The sequence below is a fragment of the Affinundibacterium seohonense genome (assembly GCF_014284305.1).
Taxonomy (GTDB): Bacteria; Pseudomonadota; Gammaproteobacteria; order Burkholderiales; family Burkholderiaceae_D; genus Undibacterium; species Undibacterium seohonense.
The window spans coordinates 64,603-90,636 of record NZ_JACOFW010000008.1 but is presented as its reverse complement, the minus strand read 5'-3'; the positions used below and the strand labels follow the sequence as shown (position 1 = coordinate 90,636).

Genomic DNA, 26,034 nt, shown 5'->3' with positions numbered 1-26,034 from the left:
AACTGGTGAAGTGACCGTATGACTCGCGTATCTGTGTAGTTCTGTTATGGTGCGTTCGTCGATGAATAGCAGTATTGATTAATACTATGTCCTAATTTACTTTCTATCCTCCAAGGAGAGTTTTGTGCCTATTTTTTCTCTGCTTCAAAAAACAAGCATCAGCATGATATTAAGTAGTTTTTTTATCACAAGTGCGGCTTATGCCGAAACTCAATTACTACGCCAACCCAGTGTCTCGCGTGATCACCTAGCATTCGTGTACGGCGGCGACATCTGGTTGGCGGATCGCGATGGCAAAAATCCTGCACGCTTAACCCAACATCCAGCAGCAGAGTTTGCTCCGACCTTTTCACCAGATGGAAAATGGCTGGCATTTTCTGCATCGTATGATCGCAATACCGATGTGTATGTGATGCCAGCGAAGGGCGGTGAGGCACGTCGCTTAAGTTGGCATCCGGGCGCTGATGTTGTTGTTGGGTGGAGTCCTGATAGTAAGCGTGTATTGTTCTCATCTGGTCGTGAAATTGGCGTTAGTCGCAGTACCCATTTGTATGAGGTGAGTGTCGACGGTGGGCATGAACAAAAAGTGATGGACGCCATTGCCTTTGAAGGCAATTGGTCGGCGGATGGCAAACTGCTGGCCTATCGACCTTTTCCGCAGGCGTATGCGGGAACCAGTGGTTGGCGTCAACATCGCGGCGGAACGACGCCACCAATTTGGATCATCGATCTGGCAGGCAAGAAATTAGAAAAAATCCCGCACGAGAACGCCAGTGACAAATCACCAGTGTGGGTTGGCGATGATGTGTTCTTCATTTCTGATCGTAATGATGGCGCTGCCAATCTGTTTCGCTACGATCGTAAAAGCAAAGGCCTTAAGCAGATAAGCAAAGAAAATCTGTGGGATATTCGTAGCATGAGTGCACACGATAAGAGTGTGGTCTACGAAGCTGGTGGTGTGTTGAAAGAATATGATAGCGTCAGCGGTAAAACTAAGACTTTGTCTATTGATTTGAGCAGTCAAACTAGTCAAGCTAATCAAGTCCGCCCGCAGTGGAAAGATACGGCGCCGCAGATGACATCGGCTAGTCTGTCACCGACCGGAAAGCGCGTCCTTGTTACCGCGCGCGGTGAGGTGTTTACGGTGCCGGTTAAGGATGGCTCGATTCGTAATTTGACGGAAACTTCGGGTGTGCGTGAGAAAGATGCGATCTGGAGTCCAGATGGGAAAAGCATTGCCTATGTGTCGGATGCCGGGCTGGAACACAAGATCGTCATACGTGATCAGCTTGGAAACGAGACGCCGAAGATTTTTTCTTTAGGTAAAACGGGCTACTTTACGTTGTTAGATTGGTCGCCCAATAGCCAGATCATTGTGTTTCAAGACAATCATTTACAACTATTTTCTTTACATATTGGGCAAGGAAAAATCACTAAGATTGATGAAAGCCAGCGCCGCGCAGAATTCAATACATCCTTCTCCAGTGATAGTCGTTGGCTAGCTTATACCGTGAGCGGTGCCAATCACTTTTCGCAGATCAAGCTCTACGACATGAATTCAGGCAAAGCCACGATGATCACCGATGGCTTAAGCGATGCAGGCAATCCTGCCTTTGCGCCTAGCGACTATCTGTATTTCACCGCCTCGACCAATGCTGGTCCGACTCATGTTGGCCTCGATATGTCTAGCCAAGAACGCCCTTTGCGTAATGGTATTTATGCGGTCGTGCTGTCGGCTGACGGCAAGTCACCGCTCTTGCCAAAAAACGGTGATGAAGACATCAAAAAGGAGACGAAGGCAGATGCAAAACCCGATGTGGCGACTACGGATGCCAAAAAAGATGAGAGTAAAAAAGATGAAGTAGCTAAGCCTGTGAAGGCGACCAAAATTGATCTGGCGGGCATACAGCAACGTATCGTCGCTCTGCCGATCGCAGAACGGAATAACGGTTCCTTAAGCGTAGCCAATGACGGCGGTTTATTTTTCTTAGAGCGTCCACAACCAGGCATCAGCAATGAACCACCTGCAGAGCGTAGTCCTAACAACGCGAATTTGATGCGTTTTAATGCGGAAGAAAAGAAGGCCAAGCTAGTTAAGGCGGGGATTAACAATTACAACTTAAGTGCAGACGGAAAAAAACTGCTGTTGCAATCTTCAGGTGCCAAATTAGAAATCGCGGATGCTTCAGAAAAGATTGAACCAAAAGCGATTAACTTAGGCGGCCTTAAAATGCGGGTTGATTCACGCGCCGAATGGGAGCAAATTTTTAATGAAACCTGGTGGATGCAGAAAGAGTTTTTCTATGACGCCAATCTGCATGGCATTGATTGGGACGGCATTTATCAACGCTATCACGCCTTGCTTAAACATGTGCAACGTCGGGAAGATTTGAATGATTTAATGGTGGAAATGATTGGTGAATTACAAGTCGGTCACAATCGTGTAGGTGGTGGTGATGTCCATCAAGAAACGCCGGTCGCTGTCGGTTTATTAGGTGCAGATTTTAGTTTTGAAAATGGTCGTATACGAATCAAAACGATTTTCAAAGGCGATCGATGGAGTCCATTTTCACCAGCACCATTAGCAGTGCCAGGCTTAGATGTGAAAGAGGGCGACTATCTTGTCGCAATAGATGGCAAAACCTTAGATGCGAAAACGAATCTGTATTCACTCTTAGAAAATACCGTGGGCAAGCAAGTGAGCCTGACAGTGATGCGTGATCTGAATACGAAAGCGACCCATCAAGTGATCGTGCAACCGATCGCCAGTGAAGCTGATTTGCGTCAGTGGCATTGGGTAGAAAAAAACCGCGACTATGTGCAAAAGAAAACTGACGGTAAAGTCGCTTACGTGTATTTGCCAAATACCGGTGGCGAAGGCTATCAATACTTCAATCGTATGTTCTACGCACAAGCCGAGAAATCTGCGCTGATCGTGGACGAGCGTCGTAACGGCGGTGGGCAAGCCGCTAACTACATCACCGACGTACTCAGTCGTCCCTATCTGGCAGGCTGGAAAGATCGTGACGGCATGATTTACGAAACGCCAGGTGCTGCGATCTACGGTCCGAAAGCGATGTTAATCGATCAGGATGCGGGGTCAGGAGGTGATTTTTTACCGTATGCATTTAAACGCCTACAACTAGGTACGCTGATCGGCAAACGTACATGGGGTGGATTAATCGGCATTTCTGCGAATCCCAATCTAATTGATGGCGGTAATTTGGTCGTCCCGTTCTTCCGCTTTTTTACGCCAGACAATGAATGGCGCATAGAAAATGAAGGCGTCGCACCAGATATCGATGTTGACCTCGACCCACTCGAAGTCAATCAAGGTAAAGATCCACAACTCGATGCAGCGATTAAGGATGTGACGGAAAGACTAAAAACTTACCAGGATCGTAAATTGCGAGTCGCGCCGCCTATGCCTAAAAAGTTGGGGCAGTGATTTTCAGAAATTTGTAAGTTTGTACTCTTAGATTGTCAATATGACCTAACCGCATTTGAAGAGAGTTAAAGTTTTCTATTTTTTAACGTCAATTTAAGAAAATATTTGAGAGAAAACTAATTGTTGTAAAAATTTTATCACATTAGTTGGCACGCCCATCCGGTTGGTTTGGGCGTTTTTTTTACTGCACGATGGTTAGAAAAAATAGCAATGGCTAGGTCATGTACACGGCTTTACTTTGTGCGATGCTGATGAAGTCGAACCTCTGTTGTGTGATATTGGATTTGTCAATATTCACACTCGCAGGCTACAAGATCCGGCGCAGGGTCTGGTTTATTCAGTGGTGGCGACTTGGCCAAACGGTGATTGACGCTGGCTGAACCTAAGCTATGTTTCCTGAGACTTTGTTTTTCTCACGGTAAATCAGCTTAATTTTTACCACGCAAACAGTGATGTGTTAGACCTTAAAACGCATAAAATGCTGCCACCCCTAAGTCGATGAATTTGGCGTGATATCAATGTCGATTTGTCGAGGCTTGTGGTTTTCGAGATTAACTACGCAGCGAGAGAGCCTATTATGAAATGTCCTGTATGTGAAAATTCAAACTTGTTGATGTCTGAACGGCAAGGCATTGAGATTGATTATTGTCCGCAATGTCGCGGTGTCTGGTTAGATAGAGGTGAGCTAGATAAAATCATCGAACGTTCTGGTGTGGTCGCACCGCTGCCTAAAACTGAGACGCAGAGTGCGGTGCAGGTTCAAGCGCCCGCTTATCCACAACCACAGGCGCAGCCACAACATCAAACGCAAACGCATTATCCACAGCAGCAAAGACAGCATTCTGGCTATAGTCAACCTCAACACTCACATAGTGGGCATTACAAGAAGAAAAAAGAAGGTTTCTTGTCCGAGCTGTTCGACTTTGACTGAGATTTGTCAGTCGTTAAAAATACATGAGCCGTACTTGGGGGGTAAGGTGTGATTTGGTGCTGATAATGATTAGACTTTTCTGGTCGTGTTAAGATAAGTTATACATTGCATCTTGATTGCATCGACATTCCCTAAGGTTTTCCATGAGTGACTTAATCTCTGTTGTTCCCGACGAAGTTGAAGCGAAGTTCGTGACTTTTCCCGATTCGCCTTTCCAGCTATGTCAAATATTTGAACCCGCGGGTGATCAGCCGGCAGCGATCGCGCAATTGGTTGAGGGAATCAATGATGGTTTATTTTTTCAAACCCTATTGGGCGTCACCGGTTCTGGTAAAACTTACACGATGGCGAATGTTATCGCACGCACTGGACGACCTGCGATTATTTTTGCGCCGAATAAAACCTTAGCGGCACAGCTTTACAGTGAGTTCAAAGAATTTTTCCCGCGCAATGCGGTAGAGTATTTCGTCAGCTACTACGACTACTATCAGCCCGAAGCTTATGTGCCGCAGCGCGATTTGTTTATTGAAAAAGATTCAGCGATCAATGAACACATAGAGCAAATGCGATTATCTTGCACCAAATCCTTGATGGAACGACGCGATGTGATTATCGTCGCGACCGTCTCGGCGATTTACGGTATTGGTAATCCTAACGAATATCATAAAATGATCTTGACCTTGCGTGCCAAGGATAAACTTAGTCAGCGCGATGTGATTGCCCGTTTGATTCAAATGCAATATACACGTAATGAAGTCGATTTTGGACGGGGTACTTTCCGCGTGCGCGGCGATACGATTGATATCTTTCCTGCCGAGCATGCGGAGTTAGCAGTACGTTTGGAAATGTTCGATGATGAAGTTGAAAGTATTGCTTTATTTGATCCTTTGACTGGACGCGTTAAACAAAAAATTCCACGCTTTACCGTGTATCCGGGTTCGCATTATGTAACGCCGCGCGAGACTGTTTTACGCGCAATCGAGACAATTAAGATTGAGCTACGCGAGCGTCTCGAATTCTATCGCCGTGAAAATAAATTAATCGAAGAACAGCGCATAGAACAACGCACGCGCTTTGATTTAGAAATGATGGCGGAGATTGGCTTTACCAAAGGTATCGAAAATTACTCACGCCATTTGAGCGGCGCTAAACCTGGCGATCCACCACCGACTTTGGTTGATTATTTGCCTTCTGATGCCCTGATGTTCCTAGATGAATCGCATGTGCTGACAGGGCAGCTCAATGCCATGTATAACGGTGACCGCTCACGCAAAACGAACTTGGTTGACTACGGTTTTCGTCTGCCTTCTGCTTTGGATAATCGCCCACTTAAGTTCGAGGAATTTGAAAGCAAGATGCGCCAGACTATCTTCGTTTCCGCCACCCCAGCGGAATACGAAAAACAGCACGCGGATCAAGTAGTGGAGCAGGTGGTGCGCCCAACAGGCCTAGTGGACCCACGCATCGAAGTGCGTCCAGCCATGACGCAAGTTGACGATTTGATGAATGAAATTACCTTGCGTGTGAAATTGAATGAACGGGTTTTAGTGACGACTTTAACCAAGCGTATGTCTGAGCAATTAACCGAATTTTTGAGTGATAACGGCGTGAAGGTTCGTTATTTACATAGCGATATTGATACCGTGGAGCGGGTCGAAATTCTGCGCGATTTGCGTCTCGGTGCATTTGATGTACTTGTGGGGATTAACTTGCTGCGTGAAGGTCTGGATTTGCCTGAAGTGTCTTTGGTGGCGATTTTAGATGCTGACAAAGAAGGCTTTTTGCGCTCTGAACGTAGCTTGATTCAAACGATCGGTCGTGCTGCGCGTAACTTAAACGGCACTGCAATTTTGTATGCGGATCGTGTCACGGATTCTATGCGGCGTGCTATCGATGAAACCGAGCGTCGCCGCACTAAGCAAATCGCTTTTAATACGGCAAATAATATTACACCGACAGGAATCAATAAGAAGATTAAGGACATCATCGATGGCGTCTACAATCCACAGGGTGCACGGGATGATTTGATGGTAGCGCAAGAGCAGGCGAAGTACGAAGCGATGAGCGAGAAGCAGATCAGTAAAGAAATTAAGCGTTTAGAAAAACTGATGCTCGATCATGCAAAGAATTTGGAGTTTGAGCAGGCTGCAAAAGTGCGTGATCAATTAGCGGTATTGAAGGAACAATTATTTGGTGCGGGTGGCCATGATAATGTGGCTTCTATTCTTGGGCGTTGAAACGCATTGCGAATAAAAAAAGCCGGAAAACTCCGGCTTTTTTTATAGAGTGAAAAATTTAGCCTTCAGCGATTCGCTTGGCAATATGCGCTAAAGCTTCTTCCACTTGATCGATCAAGATCAAACACAGGTCACCTTCACCCAAAGTTGATAATGCTGTATCAATTGCGATAAATTCGCCATTGATTTCTTGGATGTCGGTAGTACGTTTAGCATTCGCTAATCCTGAGCGCAGCAAGGCTACAACTTCGCCATCAGCACGACCGCGCTGACATTGATCTTGGTACAAAATGACCTGATCGAAGGCATTGCCGAGTATCTCCGTTTGCTGACGAATATCCTGATCACGCCTGTCACCCGCGCCACTGATAACGACTGAGCGACGATTTCCAGGCATGCTTTCGACGGCCTGAACTAAAGCGGTGATCGCATCTGGATTGTGACCGTAGTCGGCTATCAAAGTCGCACCGCGATAATTGAAGACATTGAAGCGTCCTGGCGCATTGTCGCTATCATTCATAAAAGTTTTTAAACCAGTACGAATCGCATCCCAACTAATATTATTGGCCCAAGCGGCAGCCACTGAAGCCATAACGTTTTCGACCTGGAAGCCGATTGTTCCGTTGCGAGTAATTGGAACCTCTGACAGTGGAATTCTCTGTGTCAGCTTACCTTCTACCGCAACTAGTTCATTGTTTTCAATGTAGACGACGCGATGACCTTTGACGCGGTGTGCTGCCATGATGGGTAAGTGGCTGTCGACTGCAAAGAAGGTGACAGAACCAGTGCAATTGCTAGCCATGCCAGCGACGATAGGATCGGCGGCATTTAAGACAGCAACACCATTCTCGGCGACATTTTGTACGATTACCCGTTTTAATACGGCTAGATCTTCTACTGTGGTGATGTAATTCAAACCTAAATGATCGCCAGAGCCAATGTTGGTGACCACAGCCACTTTGCAGCGATCATAAGCCAAACCTTCGCGAAGGACTCCGCCACGGGCAGTTTCAAACACGGCTGCATCGACATCTGGATGCGACAAAACATTACGTGCACTGCGTGGGCCACTACAATCGCCACTGTCAATTTGACGACCTTCGACATACACGCCATCGGTGTTGGTCATGCCAGTGCGCAAACCACTGGCGGTCAATAAATGCGCGATTAGACGGACAGTCGTCGTTTTGCCATTGGTACCCGTTACCGCAATGATAGGAATACGGCCATCGTCACCATCAGCGAACATGGCAGAGACAATTGCTTCGCCGACGGCACGACCTTTGCCGAATGAAGGCGAGAGATGCATACGCAAACCAGGTGCGGCATTGACTTCAACCACGCCGCCATTTTGCTCTTCGATCGGTTTTAAGACACTATCGCACACGACGTCAACGCCGCAAATGTCAAGACCCACCATTTGTGCCGCAGCGACCGCCCTAGCGGCGACTTCTGGATGGACGTCGTCGGTGACATCGGTGGCCGAGCCACCGGTCGACAGGTTGGCATTGTTACGTAAGACGACGCGTGTGCCTTTAGTTGGCACTGAGTCGGCGTCGTAACCTTGTTTAGCCAAGCTTGCCAAAGCAATATCATCAAATCTGATTTTGGTCAAAGACGTTGCATGGCCGCTGCCGCGACGTGGATCTTTGTTGACTTGTTCAACCAATTCGCGCACTGAATGTGTGCCATCGCCAACGACTTGTGGCGGATCACGGCGTGCCGCAGCGACCAATTTATTCCCAACGACCAGCAGACGGAAATCATTGCCGGGTAAGTAGCGCTCGACCAAAATGTCATCGCGGAACTCACAAGCCGCAGCATAGCCAGCTTCTAATTGTTCACGCGTCGTGACATTGACGGTGACGCCTTTACCCTGATTGCCATCTTTAGGCTTAACGACTACTGGTAAGCCAATTTCTAAAGCAATATTCCAAGCGTCTTCCACATCGATCGCAGTACGACCCAGAGGGACTGGCACGCCTGCGGCGTCGAGCAAAGTTTTGGTGAGTTCTTTATCTTGTGCGATGGCTTCGGCGATGGCGCTAGTGCCATCCATTTCAGCCGCTTGAATTTTGCGTTGCTTGCTGCCCCATCCAAACGTCACTAGGCTACCGCTGGTCAAGCGGCGATAAGGAATGTTACGGGCAACTGCGGCATAAACGATGGAGCCTGTCGATGGTCCCAAACGTAAATCTTCGTCGAGTTCGCGTAAATCATGCAAGGCTGAACTTAAATCAAAGCTAGTGTCGGTGAGCGCAGCATTACAAAGTTTTTCAGCGAAATCGAATGCTAAGCGACCAACGTCTTCTTCCGAATATTCGACCACGACTTGAAAAATTCCATCCTCTAAAGTTGGTGTCGTGCGACTGAATGTGACAGGGCAACCGGCTTGGGCTTGCAATGCAAGCGTTGCTAATTCAAATACTCTTGCTAGCGGAATAGCATCATCGTGTCCGGTGGCTTGTAACGGTCCAATTTCCGGAAATAGCGCGCGTAAGCGCGATTCAAAATTAGAAATTTCGCTAATTGATAATTCTTCTGGTGTGCAACGTACGATTGCCTCTACCGCTGTGTGGTGACTCCAGAGGTTAGGGCCGCGTAAAGCCCTGATTCGTGAAACTTCCATAAACCTTTATCCTATCTAGTGGCGATTCCGCCCAAAATGTCTGTGACGATCAGTTGAACAAAACTACGTGAGTCATGTCAGCAGCGGTCTGAGCCAGGGTTTTAATAGTGTTTTTTTGGTGGATTAGAATCAAAATTTCTTAAGGCCGCGGCAATGATGTCTGGTGAAACATTCAATGCCCACGCCGCAGCAACGGCAGCCATAATCGTTTCCGGCTGTTCTGCTTTAGACGCCTTTAGTGCAGACAACGCGAGTAATTTCTGTTCGTCGTTGCCCGTTGCGAGAATGATGTCATCATCGCGCAGAAAGACCGCACGTTTTCCTAATTGCAAATGTTTGCAGATCGCCGCGTTATGGGTAGATGTGCCATAGAAAATGACTTCGCCATCAGATAGCTCTGCCAAGGAGTCTGCTTCTGAAATGGCTGCATTAATGACTGCGCAGCCGTGCGGTAGAACAACATCAATTTGCGTCCGCATTACTTTGAACATCTGTTCTGCTTCGGTAATGTAAAAGTCGGTCAGTTCACCGTGACCCTCTAGGTCAGTTACGACACCGATAGTGCATTTGTCATACGCTAGACCATCACTCAAAATGCGTTTGGCATTGGTCTCAAAAACTGCGGCTTGCACATTGCGATTCAAAAGCAGTCGTTGGCCAGCATTCCAGGCGGTGCAGTCGGTTTTGACAACTTGACGTAAGTCCAGGTAGAGACCATCTGCACAGGCGACACCAGAATAGTGTCCTTCCATGCTAAGCATACTTCCGACCAAGCGGGCGATTAAGCTCGTGCCTTTACTACCAGCAATACCGATAATCGGCATACGGCCGTTATCTTCTGTACCAAACAAGTGTTCAATAATCGCGCCACCGATATCGCGTGGTGTACCAACCGCTGGTTTTAAATGAGAAAGCAAACCAGGGCTAGCGTTGACTTCGATGATCGCGCCACCTTGCTCTTGCAATGGTCGCGAAATGTCCTCACAGACTAAATCGATACCAGCGATATCTAAACCAATAATTCGAGTCGCCAACGCCACTAGGCGGGCATTTTCAGGATGAACCTCGTCTGTCACGTCAATTGCGACGTTGCCATTTGGCTGAATCAAGACTTTTTGTTCCGCAGCTGGGATTGAATCAGAAGTCATGCCCTGGCGTTTTAAATCTAAGATAATCTCAGCACTTTGGTCTGGCTTTACCAATCCTAATGGAAATTCTTCTGTCTCACCGCGTCTTGGATCGGTATTGATTTGTTGTTCAACCAATTCCTTGACAGTGGATTTGCCATCGCCAACAACCCACAAAGATTCTCCTTTGGCTGCGGCGACCATTTTATTACCAACGACTAATAAGCGATGTTCATCTCCGACAATATAGCGTTCGACGATGACGCTTTTGCTATCACCTTGATGCGCTGCAATATCATAGGCAGCGATGACATCTTCTTGAGTCATCAAATTCAAGGTGACACCACGACCGTGGTTGCCATCATAGGGCTTAATCACAACTGGTAATCCGATATCTTGTGCTTCTTCCCATGCTTCTTCTGCACTGCGGACTAAGCTGCCTTCAGGAACTGGAACGCCGCAAGCTTTCAGCAGAGATTTCGTCATATCTTTGTCGCTGGCAATGCTTTCCGCAATTGCGCTGGTGCGATCAGTTTCCGCGGTCCAGATGCGTCGCTGGCTTGCACCATGACCGAGTTGAACTAAATTGCCTTCGGTTAAGCGAATGGATGGAATATTGCGATCGGTGGCTGCATCAACGATGTGCGCGGTACTTGGGCCGAGGCATAATGAGTCCACCATATCACATAATTTTTCGAGCTCAGCGTCAAAATCGTAAGCTTGATCTTCAATTAAAGCCATCAACAAATCGCGTCCCATTGTCAGTGCGGCACGCCCAACTTGCTCTTGACGGGTACGAAAGGCCATCTTATACACGCCTTCGACACAGGTTGATCTGGTCTGGCCAAAACCGGTACGCATACCGGCCATACTCTGTAATTCGAGAACAACATGTTCAAGGACATGACCAACCCACGTGCCTTCTTTTAAACGTTCAAGAAAACCGCCAATTTCACCAACACCACAACGATGTTGTAATAAGCCAGGCAAACGTGCTGTTAGACGTTCGTATAAGCCAGGTAGTTTATTGGAAGGGAGTTGTTCGAATTCGCCGATGTCTAGCCAAACTTCAATCACCGGACGATACGTCCAAATATTCGGTCCGCGAAGATGCGAGATACGGAGCGGCGTGATGTCTTTCTTTTTTGTAGTCATGAATGTCAATTTATTATTGAATAGTGAAGTATCTATTCGCTTCAATTTTTGTTGGGATTAAATCTGCTTATATCCGCTAGTATGCGTTGTTGCTGTTTAACGCCAAGAACGCGCCGCAGGCTGACAAAGGCATTGTTAAATTCAGCAAAATTGAAAATATCTCAAATAGTCTTGCTGGTATACTTCTTACCAATGACAAAAACAGATAATCTCCATGATCTTGTTTCCCTGTCGACAGAATACCGTAAATTATCGTTACAGTGATATAGCTTGATGCAATCTCCTAGCGTTTTGTGAAAGTTTATTGGCGATTACGCTTCTAATTTACCCGTCGGTATTGAAAAAAAGCGGTTTTTTTAATTTTTGTGGAGTTTCTGGTCTTACTCAGAATACTCACCTTTGGAGTTCAGTTTACGATGACAACATCACCAGTAGCGATCGCGAATTCATTGTCGAATTTGCCTGAGGCATGGCGCCATGAATTGACTTTGCAATTAGTGCAAGATGAAATTGTAATCAACGTGGTTGAAATAGATCTCAATGCCAAGCTGCGTTTTGAGCAAGGCTTGATCGTCGTGACTAGTCAGCGCGTATTGTCTAAAGCGCCGGATGATACTCGGTGGCAAAGTTGGAACTTTGCACCAGGTCTGCAAATGCGGCATCACGATCATGCTGGCGTTGGTCATCTCGAATTATTCGATGATGCTCAACTTCTAGCGCATTGGCGTTTCACTCTGGGTCAGAATCTATTGGTCATTCGATTCATGGATGCTTTTCGTGAAAAACAGCAAGAGCATTTGACTGGAAAATCTGCGGAAAAAATAGAACAAAATGTTTGTCCTAGTTGTAAAGCGATTTTGGAACCCGATCAGGAAGAGTGCCCAGTCTGCACCAAGGTGATTCACACACCGCCGTCAACTTGGACTTTGTTTCGCCTGTGGCGATTTGCTCGCCCCTATAAAGTGCCATTGGCTATCGGGTTTACCCTGATGCTATTAGGTACAGCCGCACATATGATTCCGCGCTACTTAACCAAGCCACTAACGGATGAAGTATTAATTCCGTACCAGAATGGACAACATGTCGACCCCACGCTGGTCGCCACTTATATTGGTGGTTTATTTGGTGCTGCGGTGTTGGCCTGGTTATTGAGCTGGGGTAAAACCTATATTTTGGCCTTAGTATCTGAGCGCATCGGTGCGGATTTGCGTACCGCCACCTATGAACATTTGCTGAAACTTTCTTTAGAATATTTTGGTAGCAAGCGTACGGGCGATTTGATGTCGCGTATTGGTAGTGAAAGTGATCGAATCTGTGTTTATTTGTCTTTACACCTATTAGATTTTGCCACTGACGTCTTGATGTTTATTATGACGGCAATCTTCTTATTGCAAATCAATACCAAACTGGCTCTGGTCACCTTGCTGCCATTACCTTTGATTGCTTGGGCGATCCATCTGGTTCGCGATCGTTTACGTACAGGGTTTGAAAAGATCGACCGGGTTTGGGGCGAGGTGACCAATGTCCTGGCAGATACCATTCCGGGTATCCGGGTTGTCAAAGCCTTCGCCCAGGAAAAGCGTGAGGCTTCGCGTTTCCGTGAGGCGAATAAACATAATCTGGCGGTCAATGATAAGTTGAACAAAGTTTGGTCTTTGTTTTCACCGATTGTGTCTTTTCTAACTGATATTGGTATTTTGGTGGTGTGGGGATTTGGTATCTGGCAAGTGTCGCATAGTGAAATTACTGTCGGTGCTTTGGTTTCTGCCGTTGCGTTTATTAGCAACTTTTACGGGCGCATTGACTCTATGAGTCGTATCGTTTCCGTGACGCAAAAATCGGCTTCTGCCGCCAAACGTATCTTTGATATTCTTGATCATGTTTCCAGTGTCCCAGAACCGCAAAATCCGGTGAAGATCAACGAAGTGAAAGGACAGATCGAATTGCGAGAAGTCGGCTTCCGTTACGGTAACCGTGCTGTTAATCGTAATGTGAATCTGAATATTCAACCTGGTGAGATGATCGGCCTCGTTGGACATAGCGGCTCTGGTAAAAGTACTTTGGTCAATTTGATTTGCCGTTTTTACGACGTGGCCGAAGGTGCGATTTTGTTGGATGGTGTGGATATTCGCTCATTTGCAGTCGCCGACTATCGCAGCAATATCGGCTTAGTTTTGCAAGAACCTTTCTTGTTCTTCGGCACGATCGCTGACAATATTGCTTACGGCAAGCCAGACGCGACGCGTGAGGAAATTATCGCTGCGGCGCGCGCTGCCCATGCCCATGAATTTATTTTGCGTTTGCCACAGGGTTACGATTCTATGGTCGGTGAGCGCGGACAAGGTTTGTCTGGTGGTGAACGCCAACGCATTTCGATTGCACGAGCTTTGTTGATTGATCCGCGTATTTTGATCATGGATGAGGCCACGTCGTCAGTCGATTCCGAGACCGAAAAAGAAATTCAAAAAGCACTCGACAACTTGGTAAAAGGCCGCACAACGATTGCGATTGCGCATCGTCTTTCGACTTTGCATAAGGCCGATCGTTTGGTTGTGTTGGATCGTGGTGAAGTGGTCGAAGTTGGCAGTCACGATGACTTGATGGCGAAAAAGGGCGCATATTTTAAATTGTATGAAGCGCAGGCACGCAATGCTGCCGCGCTGGCTGTGGGAGGTGAATAAATATGACGACTGCATTTCAATTAAAGCGTAACAATTTTCGACAATTGGTACTGACAGATGTTGATGGTATTGAGCATGTAGATGTGCGTCCAGTCCGCGCTTTCCCAATTCAGTCGCCGAGTGATGGTATCTCTTTGGTCAAAGAAAATGGTGCAGAAGTCGCATGGATCGATCATTTGTCCGATTTGCCATCGGCAATACGTGAACTAATTGATGAGGAATTGGAAGGGCGAGAATTCATGCCTGAAATTTCTAAAATTCTTAGTGTTACAAGTTTTTCCACACCCTGCACCTGGCAAGTAAAAACAGATCGTGGTGATACTAATTTTGTATTGAAAGGCGATGAAGATATTCGTCGCATCGGAAAAGAATCATTATTGATCTCAGACAATCACGGCATTCATTTTTTGATTCGCAATATGTTTGAAATCGATAAACATAGCCGTAAAATTTTGGACAGATTTCTTTGATTCGTCGAGATTTGTTTACGTGTTGTTGATTTGTCGCTGTCGTCATCAGATTTTGTTGATCTCGACAGCGTGCATACTTTATAGCTTACGCTGGAATAGCTTTACGACGTCACCGACTTTCAATTCAATATTTTTCTGAAATTGAAATTCTAGTTTTTCCAAAAGCTGGCACGATGCCAAATTATGTGGCGAGACGATTGCCAGTAGTTCCTGCAAATGTAGCGTATTTTTTGCATAGTGAAGCAGACCCTGATTGGCTTCGTATGCAAAGCCTTGTCGGCCAAATTCAGGAAGATAGGCATAGCCAATATCAATGCCAGATAAGTCGTCACGTTTTACTAATCCACACAGGCCAATCGCTCGCTGATCGACTTTCCGCTCAACTAGGTACAAACTGAAGCCCATCCTCAACTGAACATCACGATGACCAGTTTGGATGGCAATTTCTGCTTCAGCGATCGTGCGTATGCCTTTGTCGCGAATATTGTCGATAAAGCTGGGGTCGTTGACCAAACGCAAGTAGAAACGTGCGTCCTCGGCGTTTAACATTCTGAGTCGCAAACGTTGTGTTTCAAAAATAGTTTCGGTCGGAATCTCGTGTTGTGTCATTTATTTTGGTTTTTCCTATTTGCGGTATTCCATATTTGGAAAAGATCATACACAGACTTATTTGTTTCCAAAATCGATTTATTGCATGCTTACCGAAAACCAACATCCTCCACGCGGTAAAATACTGCAATTAGAGTCGGTAATTTGCCAACTCGTCATTCCTAATTATTTGATTAACATTTATTGAATTGCTTTCGCTATGAAATTAGCCACACTTAAAGACGGTACTCGTGATGGACAGTTGTTAGTTGTTTCGCGTGATTTGAAAACTGCACAAGTTGCCGATGGGATTGCCGCCACTCTGCAGCACGCTCTGGATGATTGGAATTTCATCGCGCCGCAATTGAACGAAGTCTACGAACGTTTGAACGCTGGACGTGGCATCAATAGTTTTGACTTTGATGCAAAGAATTGTATGGCGCCATTGCCACGGGCATTTCAATGGGCGGATGGTTCTTCTTATGTCAATCATGTCGAGCTGGTGAGGAAGGCCCGCAATGCGGATATGCCCGAAAGTTTTTGGCATGATCCTCTGATGTATCAAGGTGGAAGTGATGATTTTATCGGTCCAATGGACGATATTGAGCTGCTGTCTGAAGAGTGGGGAATCGATTTTGAAAGTGAAATCGCGGTGGTGACTGGCGATGTGCCTATGGGCGTGAAAGTGCAACATGCCAGTGAACACATACGTTTGCTGATGTTGGTAAATGATGTCTCTTTGCGTAATTTAATTCCTGCCGAACTGGCAAAAGGCTTTGGTTTTTTTCAATCGAAACCTGCATCGAGTTTTTCACCAGTTGCAGTCACACCAGATGAATTGGGTGAGGCTTGGAAAGACGGCAAAGTCCATTTGGCTTTGCGTTCAACCTGGAACGAAACATTGGTCGGGCAGCCGAATGCCGGCGTGGATATGGTGTTTTCCTTTCCGCAGTTAATCACCCATCTATGTAAAACGCGCAATGCGCGCGCGGGTACGATTATTGGGTCTGGGACCGTTTCTAATAAAGACCCCAAAAAAGGTTACAGTTGTATCGCCGAGAAGCGTGCTTTAGAGATGATCGCTGATGGTGCGTCGACCACGGAGTTTATGAAATTTGGTGACAAAATTCGTATCGAAATGTTGGATAAAAATGGCAAGTCGATTTTTGGTGCGATCGAACAAAGCGTGGTGGAGTACGCAAAAAGCTGAAGATTCACGTTTTTTTGTCGAATAGTTGATTTTTCCTAGAAATTCATTCCTTGAGTCTATATACTGTTAAAGTTATATAAACTGAGTAAAGTTAATATTTATCATATAAAGAAATGCGTCTTTATGTCCGATAAGTAGAAATCGTTAACGCTACTCTGACTCAAGGATGCCTGCATGAATCTTCATCAATTACGTTTCGTTCGCGAAGCCGTCAGACAAAATTTCAATCTAACCGAGGCTGCAAAAGCCTTGTTCACTTCACAGCCTGGCGTTTCCAAGGCGATTATTGAGTTAGAAGAAGAGCTAGGTGTTGATATTTTTGCCCGCCACGGTAAACGTATTCGTGGCTTGACAGAGCCAGGTCGTGCAGTATTAAAGTCAGTTGAGATGATCATGCAGGAGATCGATGGCTTAAAGCGCATCGGGAAAGAATTTGCGGCGCAAGACAGCGGTAGTTTTACGATAGCGACGACACACACACAAGCTCGCTATGCCTTGCCAAAGTTAGTACAGGCCTTCATGCAAAAGTACCCCAAAGTGCGCTTATCCTTGCTGCAAGGTAGTCCAAAACAAATTGCAGAAATGGTGATGCGCGATCAAGCGGATATCGCAATTGCGACCGAAGCGATTACCAGTGTCGATGGCCTGGTTTCCATGCCTTGCTACCAATGGGAGCATGTGGTGGTCGTGCCCCCAGATCATCCATTAATGAAACTAAAGTCGATCACGCTTGAGGAAATTGCTAAGTACCCTTTGATTACTTACGATGCGGCATTTGCTGGTCGCAGCAAGATTGATCATGCATTCGAAGTGCGTCATTTAAAGCCTGACGTTCTATTAGAAGCCATCGATGCTGACGTAATTAAGACTTATGTTGAACTTGGCATGGGCGTGGGCATTATTGCCGGCATGGCCTTTGATGCCGAGCGCGACCAAAATTTGCGAACGATTCCAGTAGGGCACTTGTTCGGTATGAATGTATCCCGCGTTGCTGTTCGGCAGGGTGCCTATTTACGTACGTATATGTACACATTTATTGAGATGTTGTCACCGACGATGAATCGCAAATTGATTGATCAAGTCATGCAGGGTGGTAAAGATAGCTACGATCTTTAATGCGTCATTAGTCCTCCTCTAACAAACATCGATCACAATCAAATTTTTGAATAATTTTTACCCGAAAGAATGAAATGAAGCGTGAAGCACTAGCCGATTATTATGCGCAATGCGCTGAGAGCTTTGATGAAAAGTACCAGGAACCAGATTTGGAAGAAGACGCTTACGCAGCTGCGGAGCATATAGCAGAAGCTCTAGCCGATCGTGATGTATTAGAGCTTGGATGTGGTTCTGGTTTTTGGACTCAGCACATTGCGGAATCAGCCAAATCGGTATTGGCAACTGATATCAATGAGGCGATGCTAGATCTGGCGCAAGATCATGATTACCCAGAGGATAAAGTGAATTTTGCGATTGCTGATTGGCATGATTTGCAGTTGCCTGCTGATCAGAAATTTAATGCTTGTTTCGCAGCTGGAATGTGGTCGCATGTTCGTCGTGATGAATATGATTCCGCGTTCAAAAATATACGTAAGGCTGCAGGATCTGGCGGTTTGGTTGTGTTGATTGACGATAATGTCGTTGAGGACTTTACGCGGCCTACAGCCCGCACCGATAGCGACGGTAACACCTATCAAATTCGCGAACTACCTGATGGTACGCGAGTGGAAGTCATTAAGAATTTCCCGACTGACAGTTACTTGAAGAAGAAATTCGCCACGATCGCGCGTGATATTCGTGTTAGTCGTAATGAATTTTTCTGGATGTTGACGTGTGTATTGAAATAAGGATAGTTGAGAGATGACGCTGGAAATTTGCACAGAAAAAATCAGAAATAAATTAGGCGAAAATAGTAGTTTGAATGCACGTCTTAAATTTGATTGCGGTGATGATGGTGTGATATTTGTCGATGCGATCGCACGTCCGCATGTGGTAGATAATCAGAGCGGAGAGGCAGATTGCACTGTCACCCTTTCGCTCGTTGATTTAGTTGCCCTATTGGCAGGTGAGTTAAATCCCGTGAATGGGTTTATGAGCGGCAAGCTCAAACTCGCAGGTGACATGAGCATCGCGATGCGTTTGCAAAAAGTCCTTTAATTTTTTCTTGAGCATCTCGTGTCCGACGATAGTTCACCAAGCCCGCAATATCGAATTCGATTCGAGCAGCATGATATTGAGTTCCAATGTGCGGCAAATGAAACAGTCTTGCATGCCGCATTACGATCTGGTGTGGCGATTACTGCTTCGTGTCGGAATGGAACTTGCCGAACTTGCATGTGTCATTTGCAAAGTGGGCAAGTAAATTATCAGGTGGAGTGGCCGGGGCTTAGTTTTGATGAGAAAGCCGACGGCTATATTTTGCCTTGTGTTGCCACCCCTTTGAGTGAGCTGATTATAGACAAACTCGTGTTAAGTTCAGCCTAGAAAGATTCAAATGAAATAATATCGAGTACCGATAGTCATTGAGATATTGTCGAATCAACGTGACTATCGGTTTTCAACTGCGATCAAACTTACTTCAGTTCAGCATTTTTACATGTGCCAAGTACGCCAGTTTTTTTGCTCCAACATGCGCTATTAGCTTCCGGTATTGGGCTGGGAATTCCTTCAGTGTTTATTTTTGCCATCCTTGTGTCCCATGCCTTTACACCATGCTGATCGATATGCAAGCGAATCGCCCAGCCTAGTGTTTGCGCTTCGTTATCGACCGCATCAATCATGAAGTTGCCGATGCTGTAAATAATCGGTTTGCCTTGGTAAGTTTCTGTATCTTGAATCACATGGGGGTGACCACCAACAACGGCATCTGCACCAGCATCTATCATTAAGCGCGCCAATTCACGTTGGCGCTTATTTGCTGTCATTTCATTTTCCCAACCCCAATGCATGAAAGGAATCACGATGTCGGCGCGATATTGTTGACGTGCTCGTTTGATGTCGGCAACCACCTGTTCATCTTCGCTCCAGGCTACGCCAGCTTTATTCACGTTCGCTTCAAAACTGCGTGGCATAAATTCATCGTAGCCTAACAATGCGATACGTAAACCATTTTTCTCTATGATGTGTGGGCGATGGGCTTCATTGAGATTATTGCCGCCGCCAAAATAAGGCATTTTTTGTTCGGTAAGAAGTGTCAACATTTCATTAAAAGCTGCGGGTCCATAATCACCTGAATGGTTGTTGGCTATCGAAATCGCGTCGAAGTGTTTCTTCAATAAAGGAATGACACGAGGGTGTGCACGAAACGTAAAATTCTTCTCCGTTGCTTTGCCCGTCGTTGCAATTACACACTCTAAATTGCCAACACGAATATCCGCGCTATGAAATATTTTTTCAAATGCAGAGAACGGGTCAATTCCTTGCTCGATTGCCTTGCCTGGAAGATCGTCTAAAACCATATCGCCGACAAACAAGATACTGACCTGCTTTGAGGTTTGCGATATTGGGGCCAGTGTTTGCGCAGAGGCCGGAAAGAAGAGGCTGCATGTAAGTATGGTCATCAGCTTGAGAATTATTTTGTTCATTTCTGATTCCATCCTAAAAAGCATTGATATTGCAACTCACGTTCAACTTCTCCTGCATACAGATAGTTAATAGGTGTTATTGCCTTCATCGCTTTACTGACGTGAATTGGATTCTTATAGCTCGCTTGATGAATTGGAATATCCACGTCGCTCCCTTGTAAATAGGCATAGAGTTTGATGTAGTCAAGCTTGCTACCGTTACCTGCCATCACCGCTTTGAAATAAAAGCGACCGCCAATGTCATGTAAAGGAGCGAGATAGGGATTGCTGGTAATTGTCGTCTCAATTGTGTGCGTGCTACCTGCATAAGTCACTTCGCAGCGCAAAAGTGGTTGCGCAAGCTTTGTTGATGCTTCTGTATGCGATGTCAGCCCTGTCATTAATGTCGCCAATAGAAGCATGGTATTTCTGCTGCGGCAATTCATTAGGTGAATTTTCATGTTCGTCACTGGAGTGGAATAAGGCGCTAGTGTAGTGGCCAGCTCCTAAAAAAACTAGCATTGAAAATCTTGCCTAACGTATTGAAAAAACAAAGCCTTGTAAAGTCAGCTTAAATTTCGCATAGAAAGCAAACAGGATCAAAACACCACGAAATAGCCTGCTTTCAATTTAAAATTTACTTTCTTTAGAAATTATGCGTATAATCAGGGCTATCGTTGAGATTCTAGGTAGCAGTGCAGTATCAGTCTGTCATTTCTTGCTTGGTTGAAACGATTTATCGGGCATATGCCCACATTAACTGAAATAGGAAATTGTAATGGCAACAGGTATTGTAAAATGGTTTAATGATTCTAAAGGTTTCGGCTTCATTACTCCTGACGAAGGCGGCGAAGATTTGTTCGCACATTTCTCAGCAATCGTATCAGCAGGCTTCAAGTCTTTGAAAGAAAACCAACGCGTTTCTTTCGACGTGACTACAGGCCCTAAAGGCAAACAAGCATCGAACATTCAAGCTATCTAATTAGATAATTTGTTTGGCTAGTTAAAGTCATAAAAAACCCGACCGTATGGTCGGGTTTTTTTTTGTTGCTTTCTTTTATTTTGCATTATTTTTCAATTGAATTTAGGCAATATCTCTTCCGAATTGAACGAAAGCTATTTATACTGAATTTATGCTAAATCAAAGTTGATTTTTGGCAACTGCATTATTCTGACAAGAATTACGGTGGGCATCCGGCCGCCTTCCTTTATTTGGAGATAAACATATGTTTAACGTAACAATTAAGTTCAGATTGATTGCCACGATGACCGTGATGGGCATCATGTTGATCGTCGGTGGATTGATGGGAATCTGGGGCGTTAAAAACAGCAATGCAATTATCAGCGAATTATTTGCCGTCCAAATGCCGTCGATGCAAAGTCTGTCTGACTCACGAGTAACCTACCTACGCGCTCGTGTTTTACTGGATCGGGCGATTGCGCATCCAGACATGGCTAATAACGCTGAGACACTTAAGCGCATTGATGGCTATTTGGTCGATGCCTCTGAAGATTGGAATAAATTCCTGAAGCTCCCGATGTCCGAGGGGGAGAAGCCAGTGGTCGCAGAAGCAAAAGAATTGTTAGATAAGTTTTTGAAAGAAGGATTCTTGCCAGCATTAGCGGCAACCAAAGCTGGAAATGTTGAAGAAGCCGACAGAATTAATGCTGGGCCTATGGGCAAACTCTATGAGAACTATTCGCAAAAAATAATTAAGTTAGAGTCGATGCAGTTTATGTTAGCTGAGGCTCATCTGAAGGCTAGTCAGCAAGCATTTAAAGTGTTTATGTGGGTCGATATTGTTGGCGTGTTGGCTGGTTTGTTAGCAGTCGCGATATCCGCTTATTTCTTGCTTGCAGCAATTTCACACCCTTTGCAGTTTGTCTTAACGCAGTTTGAGGCTATTGGTAACGGTGATTTATCAACACAGATAAAAGCGAAATCCAATGATGAGATGGGACAGTTGTTAACTGGCTTAGAAAACATGCGGCAAAACCTTGTGCAAACTGTCACGGTCGTTCGTCAAGGTAGTTCGTCGATCGCGGTGTCATCAGAGGAAATCGCCAGTGGCAATATGGATTTGTCATCACGTACCGAAAATCAAGCAGCCAGCTTGGAAGAAACTGCATCCTCAATGGAAGAACTCACTTCTACCGTTCAACAAAATGCAGACAATGCACGTCAAGCGAATACCTTGGCATTGAAAGCATCGGGCGTGGCAAGTAAGGGTGGGCAAGTGGTGGGCGATGTGGTGCACACCATGAATTCGATTAAGGACAGTTCTAAGAAAATTGTCGATATTATTGGCGTGATTGATGGTATTGCATTTCAGACGAATATTTTGGCCTTAAATGCGGCGGTAGAAGCGGCCCGAGCAGGTGAGCAAGGTCGTGGTTTTGCGGTGGTTGCTTCCGAAGTTCGTAGTTTGGCACAACGCTCAGCGAGTGCTGCAAAAGAAATCAAAGAATTAATTAATGATTCAGTCAACAAAGTCGATGCTGGATCTAAGCTGGTCGACGATGCTGGACAAACCATGGATGAAATCGTGGTGTCGATTAAAGGTGTTGCCGATATTATGGCTGAGATTACTGCCGCTAGCGTTGAACAGAGCGATGGTATTGCGCAGGTGAATATTGCGATTTCCAAAATGGATGAAGCTGTGCAACAAAATGCGGCTTTGGTTGAAGAGGCCGCTGCAGCAGCCGGTAGCATGCAAGACCAAGCAAATAATCTGAATCAAGCTGTCAGTATTTTTAAACTGAATGCGAATGATCGTGGACAACATTCAGGTGCTTCGCCAGCGGTAAAAGCAGCGAAGCAAGCAAAACCAGCTTCTAAGCCAACAGGGAAAAAATCCACAATGAAATCCTTAGCGCATCAGCCCGCAGCGTCATCAGGTGCGAGTAAGAAAAATGCTTCAGATCAAGATTGGGAAGAGTTTTAAAGCGCCCATTCTGTAGTCCTAAAAAAGGCGATCTTGAGGTCGCCTTTTTGTTGCTCGGAACCTAAAGATGAATTGCGCTTAGATTTTATGTTGCCAATAGTTTGGTCGACTGTAAGCGGTTCTCAAGAAATCAACAAACGCACGAATTCTTAATGGTAGGTGGCGGCGCTGGGCAAAAATTGCGTAGATATCATTGCCAGGCGCATTATAGTCGTCGAGTACCGTGACCAGCTTTCCAGTCTCGATTTCACTGCCAACTTCCCACATGGAGCGCCAAGCCAAGCCTTTTCCGGATAAGGCCCAATCGTGTAAAACTGCACCATCATTACAAACCATATTGCCCTCGACTTTACGCAGGACATTTTTTCCATTTTCTTTAAATGTCCAGCCGCGCTGACTGCCGTCGCTGCTAAAGGTCAGGCAATTGTGGTGATGCAAGTCATCTAGAGTTTGCGGGCGGCCATGTCGTTTAAGATAATCAGGTGAGGCGACTACGACGCGTTTGTTGTCTGCCAATTTGACGCCGATGAGATTAGAGTCTGACAGGGTGGCGATGCGAATGGCAACGTCAACACCTTCACCAATCAAATCGACAACGCGGTCATTGAGATTCAAGGTGAGTTTCACTTCTTTATGCTCAGCCAAAAAAGTCGGGATCAATGGTGCCACGTGCTGCCGGCCAAAGCCCGCAGGAGCCGAGATCGTCAGTTGGCCGCTGGCTTTTGCACTGCGTTCTGAGACCGATGTTTCGGCTTCCTCTAATTCCGCCAAGATGCGCTGACAATCCTCCAGGAACGCAGCACCTTCTATGGTTAATGCGATTTTTCGGGTGGTGCGTTGCAATAGTTTAACGTCGAGTCTTTCCTCTAACGCATCCAAGCGTCGGCCTATCATGGCGGGTGCAACCCCCTCTGCGCGGGCGGCGGCAGAAAGGCTACCACGAGTCGCGACTTCTGCAAAAGTTGAAATTTGTTTGAATTGATCCATGTTTAGTCTCCGCCAGTGCTATTTTTTTTAGGAAAATCAAAGTTCTTGCTGCTTTGTTGAATTTGCTACGATTCAATGTCGGATCGTATGTTGACGGCTCCACTCGTAATAAAAATTTCAAAGTCTTTTTACTAATAATAACAATAAAGCGATGTTTGTGATTTATTTGTGACTAAAAGTTAAAAATTCTGTGATAAAACGAAGCATTATGTATGCAAGAATGTTGAATATACTGGGAAACTAGTAATCAGTTACTTCTATATTGATGTGTTTTTTTTGATTTTTTTAAAAAAATTTTAAATTTATGAATGAAACAGTCACTTCTACTGCCAAATATCAACAAGAAAGAATAAATTGTGCAGTGCAATGATTGAACCGGTTTTTTACTTATTTTTTGACAATTTTACATAGTGAGGCAGCAATGACACAAATGACATTACCTGAAGGTATGCAAATCACTGGTGCGATGCAACCGGGGTTCGAAGACATCTTGACGATGGAAGCTTTGAATTTGGTGGTTAAACTCAGCCGTCAATTCGAGATTCGTCGACAAGAATTGTTAGCGCTGCGCGTTGCACGTGCGGCGCGTATGGATGCTGGTGAACGTCCAGATTTTCTCGCTGAGACGGCGGAGATCAGACAGGGTGACTGGAAGATCGCACCGATACCAAAAGCATTGGAGTGTCGCCGGGTTGAGATTACTGGACCAGTCGAGCGCAAGATGATTATCAATGCACTCAATTCGGGTGCCGATAGTTATATGACGGATTTTGAGGACTCTAATACACCAAATTGGGATAATCAGATTACCGGTCAAATCAATCTGCGTGATGCTGTGCGACGTACTATTAGTCTGGATCAGAATGGTAAACAGTATCGTCTCAATGATCAGATTGCGACATTGGTCGTCCGACCACGAGGATGGCATTTAGACGAAAAACACGTGCTAGTTGATGGCAAGCGCGTTTCTGGTGGCATTTTCGATTTTGCGTTGTTCATGTTTCACAATGCCAAAGAACAAATTGCGCGAGGTGCAGGGCCATACTTCTATTTACCAAAAATGGAATCCCATTTAGAAGCACGCTTGTGGAATGACATTTTTGTCATGACGCAAAATGAGTTGGGTCTGCCACAAGGCACGATTAAAGCGACGGTGTTGATTGAAACCATTGTCGCAGCTTTTGAGATGGATGAAATTTTGTATGAATTGCGCGAGCATAGTGCAGGATTGAATGCGGGTCGTTGGGATTATATTTTCTCTTGCATTAAGAAATTTAAAAATGATCGAGACTTCTGCCTTGCTGATCGAGCGAAAGTCACCATGACAGCGCCATTCATGCGCTCTTACGCATTGCTCCTGTTGAAAACCTGCCACAAACGACATGCGCCGGCAATTGGTGGCATGGCGGCGTTAATTCCGATTAAGAACGATCCAGAGAAAAATGACATTGCTATGAGTGGCGTGCGCATTGATAAAGCGCGCGATGCGAGCGATGGCTATGATGGTGGCTGGGTCGCTCATCCTGGTCTGGTGCCTTTGGCGATGGCTGAATTTAAAAAAGTATTGGGCGACGCGCCAAATCAAATTAGTAAGCAACGTCCAGATGTGGAAGTGACGGCCAGTGACTTGTTAAATTTTCAGCCTGAAACGCCAATCACTGAAGCGGGTCTGCGTTACAACATCAATGTTGGCATTCACTACCTCGGTGCCTGGTTAGCTGGTAATGGATGTGTGCCAATTCATAATTTGATGGAGGATGCCGCCACTGCTGAGATTAGCCGTTCTCAAGTTTGGCAATGGATACGTTCTGCCAAAGGTCAGTTGGAAGATGGCCGTAAAATTACGGCAGAAATGGTAAGAGCGATGAGTGCCGAGGAGCTGCTCAAAGTAAAACAATCGGTCGGCGATGGTGCCACTTATGATAGGGCTGCACAGATTTTTGAACAAATGTCGACTTCCGATGAATTTGCAGAGTTCTTGACTTTGGCATTGTACGAAGAAGTTTGATCTGTGTTGAAATTCTAGCTCTTGAGAACCAAGCAAAGCTGCGCTACTGCAGCTTTGC

The 26,034-nt window shown here is 45.6% G+C and carries 19 protein-coding genes; 13 read left to right on the top strand and 6 right to left on the bottom strand.

What is annotated here, in order from left to right:
* Positions 1-124 precede the first annotated feature (124 nt).
* From H8K52_RS21810 to uvrB, 3 genes are all read left to right on the top strand, one after another.
* A complete protein-coding gene (locus H8K52_RS21810) occupies positions 125-3,448 on the top strand; it encodes a S41 family peptidase (protein WP_222613743.1) in 3,324 nt (1,107 codons plus the stop codon).
* A 577-nt stretch (positions 3,449-4,025) separates the two neighbouring features.
* Entirely contained in the window at positions 4,026-4,379 is a 354-nt protein-coding gene (locus tag H8K52_RS09395; protein ID WP_186922642.1) for a TFIIB-type zinc ribbon-containing protein, read from the top strand.
* Between the two features lie 143 nt (positions 4,380-4,522).
* On the top strand, positions 4,523-6,616 hold the full coding sequence (uvrB, locus tag H8K52_RS09390; RefSeq protein WP_186922641.1) for an excinuclease ABC subunit UvrB: 2,094 nt from the start codon (positions 4,523-4,525) through the stop codon (positions 6,614-6,616).
* A 58-nt stretch (positions 6,617-6,674) separates the two neighbouring features.
* Here the strand turns inward: uvrB and cphA are convergent, their stop codons facing one another.
* Positions 6,675-9,245: a cyanophycin synthetase gene (gene cphA, locus H8K52_RS09385; RefSeq protein ID WP_186922640.1), complete on the bottom strand. Its 2,571-nt coding sequence runs from the start codon at positions 9,243-9,245 to the stop codon at positions 6,675-6,677.
* 101 nt (positions 9,246-9,346) lie between these two features.
* Positions 9,347-11,527, bottom strand: a complete 2,181-nt coding sequence (locus H8K52_RS09380) for a cyanophycin synthetase (protein WP_186922639.1) — start codon at positions 11,525-11,527, stop codon at positions 9,347-9,349.
* Positions 11,528-11,943: 416 nt separating this feature from the next.
* Between H8K52_RS09380 and H8K52_RS09375 the strand changes: the two genes are divergently transcribed.
* Positions 11,944-14,208, top strand: coding sequence for a cyanophycin metabolism-associated ABC transporter (locus H8K52_RS09375; RefSeq protein WP_186922638.1), 2,265 nt, complete (start codon positions 11,944-11,946; stop codon positions 14,206-14,208).
* 2 nt (positions 14,209-14,210) lie between these two features.
* Positions 14,211-14,678: a cyanophycin metabolism-associated DUF1854 family protein gene (locus H8K52_RS09370; protein ID WP_186922637.1), complete on the top strand. Its 468-nt coding sequence runs from the start codon at positions 14,211-14,213 to the stop codon at positions 14,676-14,678.
* Positions 14,679-14,756: 78 nt separating this feature from the next.
* On the opposite strand, the gene H8K52_RS09365 is transcribed toward H8K52_RS09370, so the two are convergent.
* The gene (locus tag H8K52_RS09365; RefSeq protein ID WP_186922636.1) at positions 14,757-15,287 is read right to left on the bottom strand and encodes a GNAT family N-acetyltransferase; all 531 of its coding nucleotides are present in this window, start codon (positions 15,285-15,287) and stop codon (positions 14,757-14,759) included.
* Positions 15,288-15,486: 199 nt separating this feature from the next.
* On the opposite strand from H8K52_RS09365, the gene H8K52_RS09360 reads away from it, so the two are divergent.
* The 5 genes from H8K52_RS09360 to H8K52_RS09340 all read left to right on the top strand — a co-directional run bounded on the left by H8K52_RS09360 (position 15,487) and on the right by H8K52_RS09340 (position 18,957).
* Positions 15,487-16,476, top strand: coding sequence for a fumarylacetoacetate hydrolase family protein (locus H8K52_RS09360; RefSeq protein WP_186922635.1), 990 nt, complete (start codon positions 15,487-15,489; stop codon positions 16,474-16,476).
* A 174-nt stretch (positions 16,477-16,650) separates the two neighbouring features.
* The gene (locus tag H8K52_RS09355) at positions 16,651-17,592 is read left to right on the top strand and encodes a CysB family HTH-type transcriptional regulator (RefSeq protein ID WP_186922634.1); all 942 of its coding nucleotides are present in this window, start codon (positions 16,651-16,653) and stop codon (positions 17,590-17,592) included.
* A gap of 74 nt (positions 17,593-17,666) precedes the next feature.
* Positions 17,667-18,320, top strand: a complete 654-nt coding sequence (locus H8K52_RS09350; protein ID WP_186922633.1) for a class I SAM-dependent methyltransferase — start codon at positions 17,667-17,669, stop codon at positions 18,318-18,320.
* Between the two features lie 13 nt (positions 18,321-18,333).
* Positions 18,334-18,630: an SCP2 sterol-binding domain-containing protein gene (locus H8K52_RS09345; RefSeq protein WP_186922632.1), complete on the top strand. Its 297-nt coding sequence runs from the start codon at positions 18,334-18,336 to the stop codon at positions 18,628-18,630.
* An 18-nt stretch (positions 18,631-18,648) separates the two neighbouring features.
* Complete coding sequence (locus H8K52_RS09340; RefSeq protein WP_343044172.1) at positions 18,649-18,957, top strand: 2Fe-2S iron-sulfur cluster-binding protein; 309 nt, start codon at positions 18,649-18,651, stop codon at positions 18,955-18,957.
* Between the two features lie 89 nt (positions 18,958-19,046).
* Here the strand turns inward: H8K52_RS09340 and H8K52_RS09335 are convergent, their stop codons facing one another.
* Positions 19,047-20,057: a CapA family protein gene (locus H8K52_RS09335; protein WP_246464403.1), complete on the bottom strand. Its 1,011-nt coding sequence runs from the start codon at positions 20,055-20,057 to the stop codon at positions 19,047-19,049.
* Positions 20,054-20,497: a hypothetical protein gene (locus H8K52_RS09330; RefSeq protein WP_246464402.1), complete on the bottom strand. Its 444-nt coding sequence runs from the start codon at positions 20,495-20,497 to the stop codon at positions 20,054-20,056. The genes H8K52_RS09335 and H8K52_RS09330 overlap by 4 nt, the downstream gene beginning before the upstream one ends.
* 317 nt (positions 20,498-20,814) lie before the next feature.
* Between H8K52_RS09330 and H8K52_RS09325 the strand changes: the two genes are divergently transcribed.
* The gene (locus H8K52_RS09325) at positions 20,815-21,018 is read left to right on the top strand and encodes a cold-shock protein (protein WP_186889194.1); all 204 of its coding nucleotides are present in this window, start codon (positions 20,815-20,817) and stop codon (positions 21,016-21,018) included.
* 244 nt (positions 21,019-21,262) lie between these two features.
* Positions 21,263-22,981, top strand: a complete 1,719-nt coding sequence (locus H8K52_RS21580; RefSeq protein ID WP_186922631.1) for a methyl-accepting chemotaxis protein — start codon at positions 21,263-21,265, stop codon at positions 22,979-22,981.
* 78 nt (positions 22,982-23,059) lie between these two features.
* On the opposite strand, the gene H8K52_RS09315 is transcribed toward H8K52_RS21580, so the two are convergent.
* Positions 23,060-23,968, bottom strand: coding sequence for a LysR family transcriptional regulator (locus H8K52_RS09315; RefSeq protein ID WP_186922630.1), 909 nt, complete (start codon positions 23,966-23,968; stop codon positions 23,060-23,062).
* Positions 23,969-24,389: 421 nt separating this feature from the next.
* On the opposite strand from H8K52_RS09315, the gene aceB reads away from it, so the two are divergent.
* Positions 24,390-25,976, top strand: coding sequence for a malate synthase A (gene aceB, locus H8K52_RS09310; RefSeq protein WP_186922629.1), 1,587 nt, complete (start codon positions 24,390-24,392; stop codon positions 25,974-25,976).
* Positions 25,977-26,034 lie beyond the last annotated feature (58 nt).

Excerpts from the sequence above, each read along its gene's own strand:
- H8K52_RS09355 (WP_186922634.1), top strand. The coding sequence starts at position 16,651 with ATGAATCTTCATCAATTACGTTTCGTTCGCGAAGCCGTCAGACAAAAT.
- H8K52_RS09375 (WP_186922638.1), top strand. The coding sequence starts at position 11,944 with ATGACAACATCACCAGTAGCGATCGCGAATTCATTGTCGAATTTGCCT.
- H8K52_RS09360 (WP_186922635.1), top strand. The coding sequence starts at position 15,487 with ATGAAATTAGCCACACTTAAAGACGGTACTCGTGATGGACAGTTGTTA.
- H8K52_RS09350 (WP_186922633.1), top strand. The coding sequence starts at position 17,667 with ATGAAGCGTGAAGCACTAGCCGATTATTATGCGCAATGCGCTGAGAGC.
- H8K52_RS09315 (WP_186922630.1), bottom strand. The coding sequence starts at position 23,968 with ATGGATCAATTCAAACAAATTTCAACTTTTGCAGAAGTCGCGACTCGT.
- H8K52_RS09335 (WP_246464403.1), bottom strand. The coding sequence starts at position 20,057 with ATGAACAAAATAATTCTCAAGCTGATGACCATACTTACATGCAGCCTC.
- H8K52_RS09380 (WP_186922639.1), bottom strand. The coding sequence starts at position 11,527 with ATGACTACAAAAAAGAAAGACATCACGCCGCTCCGTATCTCGCATCTT.
- aceB (WP_186922629.1), top strand. The coding sequence starts at position 24,390 with ATGACACAAATGACATTACCTGAAGGTATGCAAATCACTGGTGCGATG.
- H8K52_RS09330 (WP_246464402.1), bottom strand. The coding sequence starts at position 20,497 with ATGAAAATTCACCTAATGAATTGCCGCAGCAGAAATACCATGCTTCTA.
- uvrB (WP_186922641.1), top strand. The coding sequence starts at position 4,523 with ATGAGTGACTTAATCTCTGTTGTTCCCGACGAAGTTGAAGCGAAGTTC.
- H8K52_RS09395 (WP_186922642.1), top strand. The coding sequence starts at position 4,026 with ATGAAATGTCCTGTATGTGAAAATTCAAACTTGTTGATGTCTGAACGG.
- H8K52_RS09345 (WP_186922632.1), top strand. The coding sequence starts at position 18,334 with ATGACGCTGGAAATTTGCACAGAAAAAATCAGAAATAAATTAGGCGAA.
- H8K52_RS21580 (WP_186922631.1), top strand. The coding sequence starts at position 21,263 with ATGTTTAACGTAACAATTAAGTTCAGATTGATTGCCACGATGACCGTG.
- H8K52_RS09325 (WP_186889194.1), top strand. The coding sequence starts at position 20,815 with ATGGCAACAGGTATTGTAAAATGGTTTAATGATTCTAAAGGTTTCGGC.
- cphA (WP_186922640.1), bottom strand. The coding sequence starts at position 9,245 with ATGGAAGTTTCACGAATCAGGGCTTTACGCGGCCCTAACCTCTGGAGT.
- H8K52_RS09365 (WP_186922636.1), bottom strand. The coding sequence starts at position 15,287 with ATGACACAACACGAGATTCCGACCGAAACTATTTTTGAAACACAACGT.
- H8K52_RS09370 (WP_186922637.1), top strand. The coding sequence starts at position 14,211 with ATGACGACTGCATTTCAATTAAAGCGTAACAATTTTCGACAATTGGTA.